21 protein-coding genes, 1 tRNA gene and 1 pseudogene are annotated in these 16,471 nt (G+C 62.3%); 4 read left to right on the top strand and 19 right to left on the bottom strand.

The window, feature by feature from the left end:
• Positions 1–98: 98 nt before the first annotated feature.
• The 10 genes from FAZ21_RS11240 to FAZ21_RS11195 form a co-directional block, all read right to left on the bottom strand.
• Positions 99–962 carry a peptidase M76 family protein gene (locus FAZ21_RS11240; RefSeq protein ID WP_136773542.1) on the bottom strand — a complete coding sequence of 288 codons (864 nt, stop codon included), beginning with the start codon at positions 960–962 and terminating at the stop codon, positions 99–101.
• Between the two features lie 369 nt (positions 963–1,331).
• A complete protein-coding gene (locus tag FAZ21_RS11235; RefSeq protein ID WP_211243440.1) occupies positions 1,332–1,505 on the bottom strand; it encodes a helix-turn-helix domain-containing protein in 174 nt (57 codons plus the stop codon).
• A 64-nt stretch (positions 1,506–1,569) separates the two neighbouring features.
• Positions 1,570–1,749 (bottom strand): hypothetical protein, encoded by a 180-nt coding sequence (locus FAZ21_RS20580; protein WP_211243439.1) that lies wholly within the window; start codon positions 1,747–1,749, stop codon positions 1,570–1,572.
• A gap of 120 nt (positions 1,750–1,869) precedes the next feature.
• Entirely contained in the window at positions 1,870–2,280 is a 411-nt protein-coding gene (locus FAZ21_RS11225; protein ID WP_136773540.1) for a hypothetical protein, read from the bottom strand.
• Positions 2,281–3,108: 828 nt separating this feature from the next.
• On the bottom strand, positions 3,109–5,850 hold the full coding sequence (locus FAZ21_RS11220) for a DUF5906 domain-containing protein (protein WP_136773539.1): 2,742 nt from the start codon (positions 5,848–5,850) through the stop codon (positions 3,109–3,111).
• A gap of 60 nt (positions 5,851–5,910) precedes the next feature.
• Positions 5,911–6,150: a hypothetical protein gene (locus tag FAZ21_RS11215; RefSeq protein ID WP_136773538.1), complete on the bottom strand. Its 240-nt coding sequence runs from the start codon at positions 6,148–6,150 to the stop codon at positions 5,911–5,913.
• Between the two features lie 25 nt (positions 6,151–6,175).
• A complete protein-coding gene (locus FAZ21_RS11210) occupies positions 6,176–6,442 on the bottom strand; it encodes a DUF7696 family protein (protein WP_136773537.1) in 267 nt (88 codons plus the stop codon).
• Between the two features lie 305 nt (positions 6,443–6,747).
• Entirely contained in the window at positions 6,748–6,945 is a 198-nt protein-coding gene (locus FAZ21_RS11205; RefSeq protein WP_136773536.1) for a hypothetical protein, read from the bottom strand.
• Positions 6,946–7,083: 138 nt separating this feature from the next.
• Positions 7,084–7,449, bottom strand: coding sequence for a hypothetical protein (locus FAZ21_RS11200; protein ID WP_136773535.1), 366 nt, complete (start codon positions 7,447–7,449; stop codon positions 7,084–7,086).
• Entirely contained in the window at positions 7,446–7,943 is a 498-nt protein-coding gene (locus FAZ21_RS11195; RefSeq protein WP_136773534.1) for a phage regulatory CII family protein, read from the bottom strand. Before FAZ21_RS11195 ends, FAZ21_RS11200 begins: the two co-directional genes overlap by 4 nt.
• Positions 7,944–8,327: 384 nt before the next feature.
• On the opposite strand from FAZ21_RS11195, the pseudogene FAZ21_RS21260 reads away from it, so the two are divergent.
• Both FAZ21_RS21260 and FAZ21_RS11190 read left to right on the top strand, forming a co-directional pair.
• Positions 8,328–8,498, top strand: a pseudogene (locus FAZ21_RS21260) (helix-turn-helix domain-containing protein); the annotation flags it as partial.
• A gap of 3 nt (positions 8,499–8,501) precedes the next feature.
• Entirely contained in the window at positions 8,502–9,035 is a 534-nt protein-coding gene (locus tag FAZ21_RS11190) for a S24 family peptidase (RefSeq protein WP_246038608.1), read from the top strand.
• Positions 9,036–9,064: 29 nt separating this feature from the next.
• On the opposite strand, the gene FAZ21_RS11185 is transcribed toward FAZ21_RS11190, so the two are convergent.
• Positions 9,065–9,478 carry a hypothetical protein gene (locus FAZ21_RS11185; protein ID WP_136773532.1) on the bottom strand — a complete coding sequence of 138 codons (414 nt, stop codon included), beginning with the start codon at positions 9,476–9,478 and terminating at the stop codon, positions 9,065–9,067.
• A 374-nt stretch (positions 9,479–9,852) separates the two neighbouring features.
• Here FAZ21_RS11185 and FAZ21_RS11180 point away from each other — a divergent pair, with 374 nt between their 5' ends.
• Positions 9,853–10,161 carry a hypothetical protein gene (locus tag FAZ21_RS11180; protein WP_136773531.1) on the top strand — a complete coding sequence of 103 codons (309 nt, stop codon included), beginning with the start codon at positions 9,853–9,855 and terminating at the stop codon, positions 10,159–10,161.
• Between the two features lie 461 nt (positions 10,162–10,622).
• On the opposite strand, the gene FAZ21_RS11175 is transcribed toward FAZ21_RS11180, so the two are convergent.
• Positions 10,623–10,698 (bottom strand) — tRNA-Thr (locus FAZ21_RS11175).
• 55 nt (positions 10,699–10,753) lie between these two features.
• A complete protein-coding gene (locus FAZ21_RS11170) occupies positions 10,754–11,065 on the bottom strand; it encodes a DUF2322 family protein (protein ID WP_136773530.1) in 312 nt (103 codons plus the stop codon).
• A 119-nt stretch (positions 11,066–11,184) separates the two neighbouring features.
• Here FAZ21_RS11170 and FAZ21_RS11165 point away from each other — a divergent pair, with 119 nt between their 5' ends.
• Positions 11,185–11,706, top strand: a complete 522-nt coding sequence (locus FAZ21_RS11165; protein WP_136773529.1) for an EF-hand domain-containing protein — start codon at positions 11,185–11,187, stop codon at positions 11,704–11,706.
• 67 nt (positions 11,707–11,773) lie between these two features.
• Here the strand turns inward: FAZ21_RS11165 and FAZ21_RS11160 are convergent, their stop codons facing one another.
• From FAZ21_RS11160 to hscB, 6 genes are all read right to left on the bottom strand, one after another.
• Positions 11,774–12,754 carry an HD-GYP domain-containing protein gene (locus FAZ21_RS11160; protein WP_136773528.1) on the bottom strand — a complete coding sequence of 327 codons (981 nt, stop codon included), beginning with the start codon at positions 12,752–12,754 and terminating at the stop codon, positions 11,774–11,776.
• 185 nt (positions 12,755–12,939) lie between these two features.
• Positions 12,940–13,134 (bottom strand): Fe-S cluster assembly protein IscX, encoded by a 195-nt coding sequence (iscX, locus tag FAZ21_RS11155; RefSeq protein WP_136773527.1) that lies wholly within the window; start codon positions 13,132–13,134, stop codon positions 12,940–12,942.
• Entirely contained in the window at positions 13,131–13,616 is a 486-nt protein-coding gene (locus FAZ21_RS11150; protein WP_169307366.1) for a YbaK/EbsC family protein, read from the bottom strand. The genes iscX and FAZ21_RS11150 overlap by 4 nt, the downstream gene beginning before the upstream one ends.
• Positions 13,616–13,954, bottom strand: coding sequence for an ISC system 2Fe-2S type ferredoxin (gene fdx, locus FAZ21_RS11145; protein ID WP_136773526.1), 339 nt, complete (start codon positions 13,952–13,954; stop codon positions 13,616–13,618). Before fdx ends, FAZ21_RS11150 begins: the two co-directional genes overlap by 1 nt.
• Positions 13,955–13,970: 16 nt before the next feature.
• Complete coding sequence (hscA, locus tag FAZ21_RS11140; protein WP_136773525.1) at positions 13,971–15,827, bottom strand: Fe-S protein assembly chaperone HscA; 1,857 nt, start codon at positions 15,825–15,827, stop codon at positions 13,971–13,973.
• Positions 15,828–15,884: 57 nt separating this feature from the next.
• Positions 15,885–16,415, bottom strand: a complete 531-nt coding sequence (gene hscB / locus FAZ21_RS11135; protein ID WP_136773524.1) for a Fe-S protein assembly co-chaperone HscB — start codon at positions 16,413–16,415, stop codon at positions 15,885–15,887.
• Positions 16,416–16,471 lie beyond the last annotated feature (56 nt).

The following is a 16,471-nucleotide window of genomic DNA, read 5'->3' as shown; positions in this document are numbered from 1 at the left end:
TCCGCGAAAGTGTCTCCTGTTCGCCAGGGCTATTTTGTCTCCTCTGGAGGAGACACTTTTTGGTCGGAGAGCGGGCAGTGTGCGGTGCTCGGGCCCGCTCAATCACTCTTGGGACGGGACTTCTTGACCCAGGGGCCGGACGGGGTTTCCTGCACCCAGGTATTCTTGCGCTGGTAGGAGATCGAATCCTTTAGGGCCTGAAATGGATGGAGCCGCTTTTCCTGAGCCTGCTGGATCTCCGGCGTTTGTTGCCATTTTTTAACTGCTGCGAGGCTGCTTTCCACTGTCCCGGGATAAACGTCCCTGAGCTTTGTTTTTTGTTCGTATGTTTTTGCCTGATCCAATGGGGGCAATTGAAAGCCTGATGGCACATGCAGCTCATTGGCAGCCTTTTGTTGCGAACTGAAGGCATTGAATTCAGAGGCAAGCCGATGCTCCGGGTTGTTCAGGTCCAATTTTTGCGTTAAATGATCATAGGCATGTCTCAGTTCATGCGTGGCAAACGGCAATAATCTTGAATCAAATACCTTGACCTTGTTTGCGGTTGGGTCATAGAAATTTTCCGCCGCACCTACGCCACCACTGGATTCCACCTTCAACCGGCTGACGGGGCTGTTTTGATTGTTTCCGAGTTGGGCCATTCTTTTGGGGATCATGTCTCCAATATCTTTTTTTGAGAAATCCTGTCCCCGCATTGTTTCAGCCTGCTCATGGACCATCTTTTGCCGCTGGAACATCCGGCCCAAGCCGATATCCCCCAGTTTTTCCTTAATTAATTCCAGGTGAGGACTGCCCGTTGGGCTGGCCAAATGCTGAGCATGGTCATTGAACGAAATCGTAGCCATACGAAGCTTTTGGGTTGCATCCCGAACGAGGGGCCGGCCACCCGCAATGTTTTGTGCCTCTTTACGGGTTTCCGCCGCTTGTTTTGCCAAAAAAGCAGTTTCAAGCTTTTCGTCCATGAGCAGTTCTCGATGAAATGATGAGGCTAAATAATAGTCAACAGCAATGGCTCTACCAAATCGGGTAGCGCGCGGGCACCCATCATGCAATAGGTGTCGGCTCGATTCATTGGCACATTGGATGGCGAGGGCGGCGCTGAAGATGCGCGTACGGAACTTGCCCAGCAGACGGTAGTAATGGGCACGGCAGAGCCGGGTCCGTAGGCGGCGCGTAGGGCGGCGATCGGCCGGGCACGTGGCGCGCCTGGGCCATCAGGTTGGCGATCCGGTTCAGCGACTGGGGGGGCGGGCATGTGCAGCGCCCAAGGAAAAGCCCTGCCGACCAAGCCGGCGGGAACTAAAAAAGCCGCCGCGCTTGCCCTAGGCGCTTCAATCAAAGCCCATCTGGAAAGGGCCGGGCGTAGTTGGCGCAGCATTGAGGGGGTTCAAGACAATGTGCCCCAGTGTCTGAGCCACGCAGGCGGGGTTGCGCCAGCCTTTTTCCCAGTCCTGGAAGGCATGTATGGATACGGCGAGCAGCGCGGCGAGATCGGCCTGGAACATGTCGCCCCGGTTGCGGGCCTCGGTTGCAATGTGGGCCTGGAAAGCCCAGCCGCCTGGCTCCTTTTCATCTGGCGGACCGATGTCGGCAGTTCGTCATCCATGGTCGATTTCCCCTTTCAGCTGCTTCAGGAATGGCGCGGGGGAGGTTGTCGAACTTTGTTTTGGGGGCGGCCATCGGCAACCAGACCTGCCCATTGTCCCGCACGTTGTAGTAGATCACGCGCATGCCGCTGCGCTTGTCCATGCCGCCCCGGCCTCGGCGGATTTGCGCAGACAGCCCGATCCGGGGAGCACGTCACTGTGGAGCGGGCGGGTTGCCCTCCACATGATGATTTCGTGGCGTTCTTGCTTCGCAATGGGTTGGTCAGCACTGCAACCAGTCGGCATCGTTGGCGCTCTGAATGGCATGGGCGGCACTGAAGATGCGCGCGCGGAACGCATTCAGCAGGCGGTACCAATGGGCGCGGCTGATGCCGAGTTCGTCGGCGGCACGTTTGATGTTGCGCACGCGCCAGAGGTAATGCAGCTCGAACACCTGGCGATCCAGCGCCTGGGGCTGGGCGATGATGGCCAGGTGCAGCGATGCCAGGTGCGCGCTGGAGATGGCGTCCGGCCCGCCGGCGGGGCGGTTGGCCGGTGCGCGGCAGAGCTTGCCGAGCGCGCTGCCATTGGTGGGCGCCGGGCCATAGAAACGTCGGGTGTGGCACCACGTAGCCCATTGCTCGCAGATGAGGTGTTGGTCGGCGTCGTGCTGGTCGGTGTGGGCGTGGGTCATGTCAGGCCTTGGAAAAAGACGCGGTGGCCGCTGGCTGGCGCCGGGGGCGATGGGGTGCGAATGCGACAGCGGCTGGCGTGGGTGCCGGGTGTGTCGGCGGTAACGTGGTGGGTGGGGCGAACTTGGCGCAGTTGCGACGGCCCGCGTACCCAGCTTGGGAAATGAGCTGAATGTTTGCCACGGTACTTAACGTTCACCGCGGCGCGCCCTTTTTCCCCGCGCAGCCACTAGGAAAAAGATAGGGGCAGAGTTACCCGAGTGAGCTTCAGCCTTGGAAGAACCTACTGGGTGGGACATGCCCGATGCCTCTGGCCAATCCCCTTCGAGGCCTCCGTAGTCCGGTCTGCGTTGAGCCGGACTTTGTAAGTACGGGCAATTCTAGTGCTTGGGCTTGCTGTTTTCCCCTCAGAAATCGTTCACCCACTTGCAGCCATACGAAGGACAACGGCCGAGCAAGGTGTTGTGCAAGGATTTGGACCTGGAGGAATCCTTTATTCATGTGGCTTGTGCAAGGAGTACAAGGAGTACAAAGAGTAGGTTGCATGCCCGCGCAAGAAAGAAACGCATCCATATTCCTTCCCCGCCATCAACACATTGAAATGGACCGGAACAATATTTGGCGCGCATACGCGCGACGATGGGCCAACATCTTGCACTCCTTGCACAACCCGCGCGGCTATTGGGTTTGAGCCCTTGCACAATCCCTTGGTCAGCGCTTACTACCCTTGCACAACCCGTATGTGATCCTCAGTGCAGACAACGCATTGGATGCGTCAATGGCAGCATACGGCGGTTGCGGGCAGGGTCATGCGGTCACAGCCCATATCCTCAATCGTCGTAACCAATGGCCACCAGCTCGCTGGCAGGCACGCCATAGCGGATGGTCGCCTCGCGAAACCGGACGATATGCGCACCCAGGAAATCAGCCTCGGTGGTACCCCTGGGGGGATGGCCAATCTTGAAAACAGTGTTGCGGCCCTCGATCCCCGTCTTGGTGCGAAATTTCTTCACCGTCTTGGTGATCGTGCGATGTGTGCCGATCAGCGTTGAAAACTTGTTCAGTGTGAGCCGCGACGATTCTTTGTTGCGCTGTGCCCAGTGGTGATACAGGGCAAAAACATCCTGAGTAATACCAGTCACGAACGGCACGTCGAGTACCCCGGACTCCCACTGCTTTACGAACAACTCCCACCCTGCCATGCCGTAGTCGATGAGCCGGAGCTTTGCCTCGCCGAGCGGGGGCTTGGTGTGCGCATGGAATTGCTCGGCCCGCTGGACGCCCTCGCTGTCGGTATAGCAATGCTCCATCGGGAAATTCAGCAGATAGGCGTAGAACCACGCCAGGCCATCGGCTTTCAATTCGGCATCCACGCGCTGCTTCAGTTCAAATGGCGTTTCAGCCTTTGGCCAGATTACCAGATAGCGCCGGTCGCCCCATTCCACATGGAATGGCTGCACGTGGTTGGAGAGAAACACCGCATTCATATGGTTCGATTCTTCCCAGCTATCGACGAATTTCTTCTCAATGTTCTGCGTTTTCCCTGTCACCATGTGTTTCAGCACGCCGGTATGGCTATAGCGCTGGTCTGCCGAGAACACCTCCTCGAACAGGCAGAACAACTTGCGCGACCGCCATCCCGTGTACTGGCTATCCAGTTGGTGCTGGCCAAGCGTGGCGCTATAGTCGCCATAAAGCGGTTTAATCACTTCCTCGAAAAACCAGCTTTTGCCCGAACCCATTACATTGCTATGCATCAGGACCGCCGTGGCCATCTTGGCGCCCACGTTCTGCAACGGATAGGCCAGCCACTGCATCAGCCATATCCAATCGAGAGCATCGTAGTTGCAGAGGTGCTGGCTCAGCTCCACCAGTGCGGCACACTGTGGTGGAATGGCCTGTTCGGCCACCTGCTGCGGCGTGAGCTTGGCCGGTACCATCGGCAGGCCTTGGAACAGATTGACGTGCGTGTCGGCGTTCACGCGCTGCGTGGGGTCGAACACCACATTCCGCTTTGGGATGATGAGCCGGTGGGGTGAGTTCACCCATAGGTCGTAGCCCTTGCCCATCGCCATGCGTACCGCGCTGGCCGGCAGGATCTCTCGCAATTTGGCATCCCATACCGAATCGGAGCCATCGAGATAGATATACCGCTCCACACAGCTCATGAACTCTTCGTCGCTGCGCTCGGCCTCTTCCCGCTGCTTGCGCCGACGGATACGCAGGATAGACGCGACATCCTCCTGTTTGATCTGGCGTTTGGCTTTGCTTTCCTGCCACGCCTTCGCGACCGGCTTGCCCACCAGGGCCTCGAACGCTGACCAGGTCATATCTAGCTGGTCGCGGGTATGCCAAACGCGCCGCTTGCCCCGGATCAGCGCGAAATCACGCAAAGCGCTGCCCAGACCCACCCCCTCCGTACTCCCCTCGGTGGCTACCTCCACTCCAGAAGAGGGAGAGGCCGCAATATCAACCCCAACACCAGAATGCAGGGCAACGGCTGGATACTCCATCGGGCTGGCTGTCACCTCCGGCGCCATGGGCAATGGCGAGGCCTGACCGGCTTCCATGGCTGCAATCGCGTTACGCAACTGCTCGGCCACGATAGACAGGCCTTCGGCCAAGTGTAGATCATTGAAATCGGTCAGATGGGGCCGCAGTTCATCGTCGCGCGTCGCGCGCCGGCTGGCCGTAAACGTGGGCAACACGAAATGGCAGCCGGCCATGCTGCCCACCACCTGTTGTGCCGCCTTCCGGCCTGCGTGGTTTTCCTCGCCTCGCTTGGTCGGCAAATAGTCATCGTCGGCGAGCACCATGATTGGACTGGCTGGAAAACGTCGGCGGAGGACGCGGGCCACGTGAATGAGGTTGCCCGAGTTCAATGCTACCGCCACGGGGACCGCCTGCTGCAACCCCATACGCGCACTCATGCCGGTCGCGTAGCCCTCGGCGACCATGATCAACTGGCCGTCGATAGGCTGCCCGAGCAGCAGCGCCGCGCCCGTGGGGTCCATGCCCCGATTCAAAAATTTGTCGAGGCCTTCCTCGTCCTTCTGCGGGGTGATCTTCTGCAGGCCAACCAGGCGTGGAGGCTCCTCGTCATAGCGGTAGAGGGGCACATGCATCACCCCCTCGAAATACCGCACCCCCTCGGGCACGAGGCCCTTGCGTATCGCATAGGCCGATTCACCATCGTCGGTAGCGCGTTGCCACTGATACTGCGCCCGGCCGGCAGCCCGCCTGGCTTCGGCCGCCCGCTTCTGGCGGTCTTTCTCCTCCGCTTCGTGTCGCTTGGCTTGCAGCTCAGCCCACTCCGCGTCGGAGATACGCTGATCGTGGTCCGGCTCGATCTCGTACGTCGGGCTGCCGCCGATGCCAAAATTGCCGAAGTACAAGTCATTGCCGGCCTTGGTCCGGTAGGTCCTGATCTTGTAATAGGCCGGCTTCTCACCCTTGGGCCTTGCGCCATAGCGCTGCCACCTTGGCGTATTGACCTTGATCTCGTGCGGCTGGATCGGCGGCAGGCCCTTCGCTACAAACTGCTCGATCACGCTCTGCAAACTGCTTGCCATACTTCCCCCATTGCGCCTTTGGCTAGGCGTTTCCTTCGATGGTTACTGCTGGGCATCGCGTTACTTGCCAAAAATGCGGCACAGATAGGCGGCGTACTCACTGACGCTTTCAATCAACGGTCTTCGACCGTCGTCTTGCCGGCGTGGGGCTCGAGGCGTCATCGACGGGGTGTCTTGCGCTTGTCGATAGGCCCACTGGATCTCCACTCGCCTCAGCGCTTTCCTGGTGCGCCGGCGGCCTTGTGGGCAAGCGACGCCGGGCAGGTCGAGCGTACTGCTATCGTCCAGTTGCTTTGCCATGGCGGGGTTGCGCGCGTTACCAGAGTTACTTCACTGGCCTGGGCCGCTGCGACCAGTGGGTCAACACACTCGATTCCAGCGCCCTGCGGGCCTGATCGCCGCTCGCGCGGCCCACCGCCTCCAGATAGCGATTGCGCTCGGCGCGGCTGGCCAGGTTGAGCAGGTGCAGGGTTTCGAGCTGGAGCCGGGCATCGGCGCTGTACCGCTGGCCCACCTTATCCAGATAGGCCAATTGCCGATCAATCGGCGCCAGCGCCGTGATATACCGCGCCTCGCGCTGCTGGCGCCACACTCCGCGCTAGGTCGGCGCAACCTCACCCAGCGAGCAGGGATCTCAATAACACCGGCTCATGAGCGAGGTAGTGGCTCCGCCAGCGACATCGCGCGGACCCGCCGCGCGTCGTACTGCGGGTTCACCTGGTCAGCGCAAGCGCATTGGGCGGGAGCGGCGATCTGCTGCCCCACTCGACCATCAACACACGGCAGGGAAACTGCCGGTGGAGCACATCCGCGTTGCGCGTTTTGCCGGCGCCCATGGGCGCATCGATCACTCCTGGAATCATGGTCGGTCTCTCATCAACGTTACAGGGGGTGGAATTAACACTGCCCGGACATTGCGGCGGCAACCAGGCGCCGGATACGCCTCGCGCGCATGCGGCGGTAAATGGGATCGGCACGGCGTGTCGCCAGGTACTCGGCGCGCTTGGCCGCGCGGGTGGCCGCACGCTGTTCCGCCTCCTCGCGGCGCGCGACTTCATCGAACGTGGGGTCGCGGTAGGTCGAACGGTCAGCCATGGCGTCTTTTCTCCGTGCAGAGCGCATCGAGGTCAATCAACAAGTGCTTGAAGTGGGGGCGGGCGGCGGCGTGGCAGCAGGTGATGGATGGCGCGGGCATCTCGGAACCGCCCGCACACCTCGTAGTAGCGCGGCGAATCATCGCGTTTGGTGGTCATCGGCGGCTCGGCGCAGCGTCGCCACATCGGTGCCGAGCTGCCGCGCCAGCGCCAGCCGAATCGCACCCAGCCGCAGATCGAGCACATCGCAGACACCGGCCGCGTGCGCCGCGCGGTCCTGGCCAAACAGAAACCGCAGCGCGTCCTGCCCATCGCGCTCCATCTGCACCAGATCCCAATTGCACGCCTGCGCCGACTGGTCCACACGGGTGACGTAACGCCGCACATACCAGTGCAGATCCTGGATCGCAAGATGGATGACACCGGCCCATAGCTGGGCACTGGCGGGACTGGCTGACCATCGTGCCTCAGTGCTCGCCACCGCCTGGGTCAACGGGTCAGTCATGGTCGGCCACCATCGGCTTTGGTCAAACGCAATCGCATCGCAAAGGCCCGCTGGCGCCGGTGGCACGCGGGCCAGCGCCGCAGCGCGAACCCGCGGCGTCCCCCCACGCGATCGGCCAGCGTCGACGCCAGATCGCCATATCCGTTGGCCAGCCCCACTACCGGCGTAAACAGTGGTGCATCGAACTCAACGTCACCCCCGGATATCTCCACCACCGCGCCTCCGTGGCGGACCGCCAGCGCCCGCAAAATGCGCGGATTGCCCGTCATTGCCAGCAGCGTATCGGTCTCATCCAGCCGCAGAGAGCGCATGCCACAGATGGGCGACACCTTGCGCGTCAGCGCCTGGGCCGATTGCTCCAGGCGCGGCGCTCGCGCCGGCGCGCCACCGGCGTCATCGCGGATCGCGTGATAGATCGCAGCGGCCGGCTTAAATGGCACCAGGTACTTAACAACCGTACCGCGTACCCCTCTTCTTCGGGATTCATGGCTCATCAACGGGCCTCGTCAGCAACAGGAATAAAAAGCCCGGCCTGTGGAAACGGGCACGGGGAACCAGGGCGTAGGAGACACGCCACAGAGGAGGAAAAAGGGGGATTAGGGCGGCTTGGCCGCTGGCGGCACCCAGGAACGGGTGTCGCCCTCAAGCCGCAGTAGCGTATTTCCCATGTCCCAGGAAACCTGCTTACCGCGTTTACCATTTGCCAGCGTGCTGATCTGCGATGGCATGCAGCCGGCTTGCCGAGCAATCTGCTCGTGGGTCAGCCCACGGGCTACCAGGGTTTGAATGAGTGCGGGCCAGTCCATGCGATCAAAATATCGCATATGCGATCAAATGTAAATCGCCAATGCAACTTTTTGTGATATTACAATCGCGATATGACTACCTTCGCCGAACGCGTTCGAGCCCGCCGCAAAGACCTTGGACTCACCCAGCAACAGGTCGCCCAACGGGCAGGACTGAAGCAAAGCACCATCGCCACCGCCGAATCCGGGCGCAACACTGGCAGCCAGCACATCGCAGCCTTGGCTGCCGCGCTGGAATGCCGGCCCTTGTGGCTGGAACAGGGTACTGGCCCGCGCACCGACGCCGAGGCTGGCGCAGCGTCGCCGCCCTCGATCAGGCCCGTGCAGGTATGGGAAAACGAAGAAGAACTAGCGGAGGAGCAATACGTGTTCATCCCCAGGCTGGATGTCCGCGCCTCGTGCGGCGACGGCAAACTCATGTGGGAAATTGATCTAATGGGGCAGCGCAATGCGTTCCGCAAAGCATGGGCGGATCGCCTGGAAATCAGCCCTGAGCATTCCGCGACGCTCGTTGCCGAAGGCGATAGTATGGAACCGCGCATCTGCGACGGCGATAGCCTGGTGGTGGATTATCGCAAGTCCGACATCCGCGATGGCAAGGTCTATGCCCTGATCTGGCAGGGCGAGTTTTATATCAAACGCCTGCTGAAAGAGGCGGGCGGTGGCGTGGTCCTGCATTCGGACAACGAGGCCAAATATCCAGCACGGCGCATTCCTGCCGAACATCTGGACGAATTGCAGATCATCGGCCGCATCGTCGCCGTCAGCGGCGGCATGTAACCCAGGCCAGCGGATGGGATGTCGCTGAGCTAGTTGTGTACCGGGTTGGAGCAATGGGAGTTCCACAACGCCATGAAGCGCTCCGAATCCAATTGGTCAGCCCGGATAATACTGTTGTCACTCAACGCAATGGCGGGTTTGAACCCAGTGTAGGCGCCAAATGAATTCTGCGCGTTCATCTGTGTGCAATACGCCAGCCCCCGCGCGGCATGGGACATAAAGCTGTCGCGGAATTTCACCCTGCCCGGATTCTTCATCGAATAGGAAAGATTGACCCGCGCCACGCCAGCGGTAAATTCAGGTGTGGTGTTCTTTTCTCTATCACGGCTTTTTGTGGCGACTGGCGCATCAACAAGCGCTAAAGCCCCCACCAAGGTCAGGCCGAGAAGCACCAAAGCAAAACGCAACCCAGTGTTGGATTTTCGCTGAGGTGTACGATCCATCGGGGGCCGATACTTGGCATAGACGATGCCGCAACGTGGGCACTCGTTGGATGGCGCCGTATCAGTGGGTTGACGTTCGTAGGAACACTTCGGGCAGGGGATACACCACATCCTGGCTACTTCCAGACGGAGTAAGATTTTCGCATCTTACCGGTATTTTGCTCGCCCTGACAAAGACCACTTTATAAATATGGTTATCGTGAGGTGAAGCGTATAAGCCTCGCCGGCACGACTTTGTCCTGGCCACCATCTCAGAAGGGCTAGCGGCTAGGCGTTCACTATATTGCAAAAGCGATTGACGGATGCAATGTCCATGCCTTACCTTTGTATTGCAAGTGCAATTTATGAGTCGATATTGCGATATGGAGAACAACATGGAAAAGAGGCTCCCCTCCCAACAACTGCGTGACGCCAAACAGGCTGCTGAGGCCGACGAACACCAGCCCCGAGGCGGCCTGACCATGGCCCCCGACCTTCAACTACCCCGGCCGGAACTGCTGATGGTCCGGCTGTTCGATGGTGGGAATCACGATGTATTCGACCGGATGCTCGCCGACTGGAAAATCCGTGACTGGCGCATGCGCTGCACCGACAACATCGGCCGCCACTACGAAGCCAGCAAGTTCGCTGTGGTGAACGACCCCTGCTACGACGGGGCGCATGCAGGGGCTGAGCAAACTTGAACAGTTGCGGGCCGCCTCGCCACGCAGCCCGAGCTGGTCGGCTCGGTGCTGGCGGCACTCGCGGGTGTCAGGCGAGCCAGGCCAGCAGGGTGCTCTATCAGCGCGAATGCAACAGTGAACTGGTCCGCGACGAACCCACACCCGGTAGCTCCCTGACATTCCGTCGCCGCCTGGGGCTTGGCCTGGACTGGAAGGCCGCTGCGTGGCCGCCAATGGAAGAAGCGTTGCGGCATTCCCCCGCAAATGAACCTTGGGCAGCTCACAGCCATGTTGACCAGACTGAGGACGACATCAAACAGTGCGAGAGTCCGGGTGGCGGGGTCACGCCACCGCCGTGTAAGACGACACGATAGAAAACGAAAAAGCCCGCTCTGAGCGGGCTTTTTCTTGGCGAGCACTAGAAGAACTTCTGCTTTTCTTCTGGCTCTGCAACGGGCCGACGAGTCAGCCCATTGCTTTATTGGTGCCGGCGGCAGGAATCGAACTCGCGACCCCCTGATTACAAGTCAGGTGCTCTACCAACTGAGCTACACCGGCGAAGTCCGGCATTCTACGTCAACACCGCAGCGGCGCCAACCGCCGTGAGTGACAGTCAGACGGCGATCAGCCGTACCGCCAGCGCCTTGCCTTCGTCGCGCAGTGCGAACAGGCGGTCGATGTTGGGATGTTTGCCGGGATTCGCTTCGGCATCGGCGGTGTGTTCGGCATACAGCCGCAGGCCGCGGTCGGCGGCGATGGCGTCGAGTGCGCCGAATTCCTGGTACAGCGCGTGGTAGACGCGCAGGCTGCCGGCCTGGCCGGGCTTGTTTTCGATGCGCGCCACCGTGGTGTCGCCATCCAGCAGTTCCAGGGCGCTCAGGTGGTCGATGGCGGGCAGGGTGGCGAGCTGGTCGCTGAACTTCATGGCAGTCCTTTGTGGTGTTGATTTGTCTCGGTGTTGTAACGGGCGTCAACCCGGTGCGTCGGCTGGCGTTATAGCCAGGGTCCGGCGCGAGCCGGGATTTTGCTACGAAGGAGCGAAACATGAAACGTTGGACGATCGGTGTGATGGTGGTGGCGCTGGCAGCGGGTGCCGCGATGGCGGGTGACGGCTGGGGTGGCAAGGGCACGTTACGCGATATCAGCCGGGCCGATTTCATCAAGGCTGCCGAGACGCGCTTCGATGCCATGGACGCCAACAAGGATGGCGTGGTCACGCAGGCAGAACGCCAGGCGGCCTGGAAGACTCACGCCGGCCAGTTCAAGCCGCGGGGTGACGTCACCGAGAGCCAGTATCTGGAGATGGCCAAGGCGCGGTTCCAGCGGATGGATGCCGACAAGAACGGCGTGCTGAGCGCTGAGGAACGCCAGGGCGGGCGTCATGGCATGCGTGACGGCCGGTTCCACCATGCCGGGATGATGCTGCGCGGCGATGTGACCCGTGCCGATTTCATCAAGCATGTGGAGTCGCGCTTCGATGCGCTGGATACCGACAAGAACGGGGTGGTGACCGTGGCCGAGTTCCAGGCGGGGCGTCCGCATCGCAAGGCGCCGGTGAGTAACTGATCCGGCGGCATGGCAACGAAAAACAGCCCCGTCCGGGGCTGTTTCCATTTTGGGGGATGGGTCGTGCTCAGTGGCGCAGTTGCGCGCCCGATGCTTCCTCGGCCCAGACTTCGGTCAGGTGGAAGTAACGTGCCACTTTCTGCGAATCCAGCACTCCGGTCACGGTGTTTTCCTCATGGCGGGTATCGCGCTCTGCGCGATGGACCAGGATGCGGCCGTGCGCGTCGAACAGGGACATCACCAGCGGGGCGCTTTCGATCAGGCCGGGGCGTTTCACCACGGCGATCTCGCCCCGTAGCAATTGCACCACCGCGCCGGGTGGATAGACGCCCAGGGTCTGCGTCAGCAGCCGGCCCAGCTTGCTGTCGATGTCACCGGCCGCCAGCGTCTGTTGCAGTGCGCTGTCCGGGCGCAGCGCGTTGCGCCAGGCACTCTGGGTGAGCAGGGCGCAATAACGGTCCGCCAGCCCGATCAGACGGGCCTCGAACATGATCTGCTCGCCACGCAGGCGGTTCGGATAGCCGCTGCCATCGGGGATTTCGTGGTGCTGCAACACGCAGTCCAGCCAGAGAGTGTCGGCGACCCCCAGCGCGCGCAGCAGATCGCGACCGTGCTGCGGGTGCATCTGGATCTGCTGGCGCTGATCCGGCGTCGGGGGGAAATCCTGCTGGGCGAGTTGGTCCTGCAATTCGGTCATGCCCAGGTTCATGGTCAGGGCGGCAGCAACCACGGAGCGCCGTGTGCTGGCGCCATGGCCGACGCGGCGCAATGCCAGCTCCACCACCAGTGCCACGTCCACCGCATGGCGAACGGCGTAAGGCTCTTCCTGGCATAGCAGGATCATGGCGATAGCGACATCGGGGCTGCGGTCGCAGGCGTTCTGCACTTGTTCGACCAAGGCGCTCAGCCGCGGCACGAAATCGCCGGCCCCGGCGTCATGCGCCATCACCAGCGCAACGGCGAGCCCGGTACGGATATCGCGTACCAGTCGCCCGGCCGTGACGATGGCCGGATCGTGAGAGTTTTCGGGTGCTTGTGGGGATTGCATCGCATCGGCACATTACAACGTCAATGCGGTGTTATGCATCAGATGCCGGACCGGGGTCAATCGGGCATGTCTTAGCCGCAAACGGATGCCAACGGAGGCCAATCGTGGTGGTCAAGGCTGGTGCGGGCTACACGGTCTGTCGGCATGCATGCCCGCCTGTCGGCATTTTTGCTGCGGCGCGCAAATCAATCCGCTTCGTCGATCCAGTTCATCTGGATGGCTTCGAGGATCTTTTCGCCGCTGTGCCGGGGGTCATCATCGAAGCCCGGCAATGCCAGTACCCAGTTGCGCAGGTCGACGAAGTTGATGCGGGTCGGGTCCACCTCGGGATGGGCTTCGGCCAGTTCGATGGCGATTTCGCGGCTGTCGGTCCATTTCATGGCTGTTGTTCCTCTTTCACGCGGGTGACGTGGCCGGCGGTCAGCGTCAGCAATTGGGCGGGGGTCAGGCGAAAGACGCTATTGGGCGTCCCGGCGGCGGCCCAGATTTCGTCGTACCGCATCAGGTCTTCGTCCACCAGCACGATCGGCGTTTCGGCGTGCGCCACCGGCGATACCCCGCCGATGACATAGCCGGTCTTGGCGCGGACGAAATCGGCGTCGGCGCGGCCGATCTTCTCGCCCACCAGGTGCGCCACGGTCTTCTCGCAGACACGATTGGCGCCGCTGGCAACCACCAGGACATGGCGTTCGGTCTGCTTGGCCCGCAGGATCACCGATTTGGCGATCTGCGCCACAGTGCAGCCAATGGCGGCGGCCGCATCGGCGCTGGTGCGGGTGGACGCATCGAACTCCCTGATCTCGGCCGGGACGCCGGCTGCGCCGAGCGCGGCGACGACGCGGTTCTGGCTATCCGAGGCCATCAGTGGTTTTCCCGGGCGTGGTTGATGGTGTATTTGGGAATCTCGACCACCAGCTCTTCGTCCGCCACCATGGCCTGGCACGACAGGCGCGATACCGAGGTCAGGCCCCAGGCCTTGTCCAGCAGGTCTTCCTCTTCCTCTTCGGCCGCTTCCAGGCTATCGAAGCCCTTGCGCACCACGACATGACAGGTGGTGCAGGCGCACGACTGTTCGCAGGCATGTTCGATGAAGATATCGTTGTACAGCAGGGCGTTGCAGATCGAGGTGCCCGGTTCCACCTCCAGTTCCTTGCCTTCGGGGCAGAGGTCCGGGTGCGGCAGCACGGTGATTTTGGTCATGACTTCGGTTCCTGGATCAAAGCTCTTCGATCTTGTGGCCGGTGAGCCCGCGGCTGACCGCGCGGTCCATGCGGCGGGCGGCGAAAACCTGGGTGGCCTGGTTCAGTGCCTCGGCCTGCTGGCGGATGCGGTCGGCGTCCACGCCGGCCAGCGCAGTGCGTACCGTGGCCACCTGCGTCTCCACGGCGGTGCGCTCGGCATCGTCGAGCAGATCGCCGTCGCTGTCGAGCGCGGCCACGGTGGCATCGACCAGCGATTCGCCTTCCACGCGCGCTTCGGCCAGCTTGCGCGCCAGCAGGTCGTCGCCGGCATGGGTCATCGAGTCGCTGAGCATGCGGGCGATCTCGTCGTCGGATAGCCCATAGCTGGGTTTGACAGTGATGCTGGCGGCCACGCCGGTGCTTTGCTCGCTGGCGGCGACGGCCAGCAGGCCGTCGGCATCCACCTGGAAGGTGACGCGGATGCGGGCGGCGCCCGCCACCATCGGCGGAATGCCGCGCAGCTCGAAGCGCGCCAGACTGCGGCAGTCGCTGACCAGCTCGCGCTCGCCTTGCAGCACATGGATCGCCATCGCGGTCTGCCCGTCCTTGAAAGTGGTGAATTCCTGCGCGCGGGCGGTGGGTATGGTGCTGTTACGCGGGATGACCTTCTCCACCAGCCCGCCCATGGTTTCCAGACCCAGCGACAGCGGGATCACATCCAGCAGCAGCCAGTCGTCGTCGCCCTTGTTGCCAGCGAGGACATTGGCCTGCATCGCGGCGCCCAGTGCCACTACCTTGTCGGGGTCCAGGTTGGTCAGTGGCGGGCGGCCGAACAGCTCGCCCACCGCGCGGCGCACGTGCGGCATGCGCGTGGCGCCGCCGACCATGACCACGCCTTTCACCTCCTCGGGCGTCAGGCGGGCATCGCGCAATGCGCGGCGCAGCGGCGCGATGGTTTTCTGGATCAGGTGCGCGGTGATCTGCTGGAAGGTCTCGGCAGTGAGTTCCAGGTCGATTACGGTACCGTCGCTGAGTTTGGCAGTGATCTGGGTGACATCGTGTTCGCTCAGCGTTTCCTTGGCTTCGCGCGCGCGGGTGAGCAGCATGCGCGTATCGCGCGCGCCCAGGTTGCGCAGGTCCGATTGCTCCAGGATCCAGCAATACAGCCGGTGGTCGAAGTCATCGCCGCCCAGGTGCGAGTCGCCACTGGTGGCGCGTACTTCGAACACGCCACGCGACAGCGTCAGTACCGACACGTCGAACGTGCCGCCGCCCAGGTCGTACACCACGTAGGTGCCCTCGGCGGCGTTGTCCAGACCGTAGGCGATCGCGGCGGCGGTGGGCTCGTTCAGCAGGCGCAGCACGTTCAGGCCGGCCAGCGTGGCGGCATCCTTGGTCGCTTGGCGCTGGGCATCGTCGAAATAAGCGGGCACGGTGATGACAGCGCCCACCAGCTCGCCGCCCAGGCTTTGTTCGGCGCGGCTTTTCAGCGCGCGCAGGATATCGGCCGACACGGCGACCGGGCTCTTGACGCCGGCGGCGGTGACCAGCTTGAGCATGCCGGGTTCATCGACGAAGCGGTACGGCGTGGCGGCGTCGGCCACGTCATGCAGGCCACGCCCCATGAAGCGCTTGACCGAGACGATGGTGTTGGCCGGGTCCTGGTTCTGGCGTGCCTGTGCCGGATAGCCCACCGTCACCGCGCCCTCGGCCGCGTAATGCACGACCGACGGCAGCAGCGCGCGCCCGGCCTCGTCCGGCAGACAGGTGGCGCTGCCGCTCTTGACCGTGGCGACCAGCGAATTGGTGGTGCCCAGGTCGATGCCCACTGCCAGCCGATGCTGGTGTGGAGCGGCGCTCATGCCGGGTTCGGAGATTTGCAGTAGTGCCATGGGGTCGATGTGCTCTTCGGGCGGGGCGGGCGGATCAATCCGCCCGTTTCGGTTCGATCAAAACAGGGCGGCCTCGATGGCGTCGCCGATTTCCTGGTCCAGTTTTTCCAGGAAACGCAACTTGCGTACCGCCATGGCGGCGGCATCCAGCGTCCGGGCATCCAGCGCTGCGCCCAGCTCGGCTTCGTGTTCGGCAATGTCGTCGCGCAGCTCGGCGTTCAGGGATTCCAGCCGCGCCACATTGCCGCTGGCGCGTGCCTCGGCGATCTGCTCGCGCCATTCCATCTGCGCGATCAGAAAGTCCATCGGCATCGCCGTATTGGTTTCTTCCTGGGTATCGACGCCGAACAGCCCCAGCAGGTAGCGCCCGCGCGCCAGTGGCGATTTGAGGATCTGATAGGCCTCGTTCACCCGCGTGGCGATCTGCAGGGCGAGCCGTTTCTCGGCGTCGCTGCCGCTGGCGAAACGGTCGGGGTGGTATTGCGCCTGCAAAGCGCGATAGCGGGCGTCCAGCGCGGGCGCGTCGATGGCGAAGCGCTCGGGCTGTTCGAACAGGGCGAAATGGGAGGCGGAGAAATCGAAGGTCATGTTGCGGCCAGGGAAAGCACAAGGGAGAAGCGCGGGGGAGGGAACGATTTCCAGGT

It is taken from the genome of Chitiniphilus eburneus (assembly GCF_005048205.1).
Lineage (GTDB): Bacteria > Pseudomonadota > Gammaproteobacteria > Burkholderiales > Chitinibacteraceae > Chitiniphilus > Chitiniphilus eburneus.
This window is presented reverse-complemented; position numbering and strand designations above follow the sequence as displayed.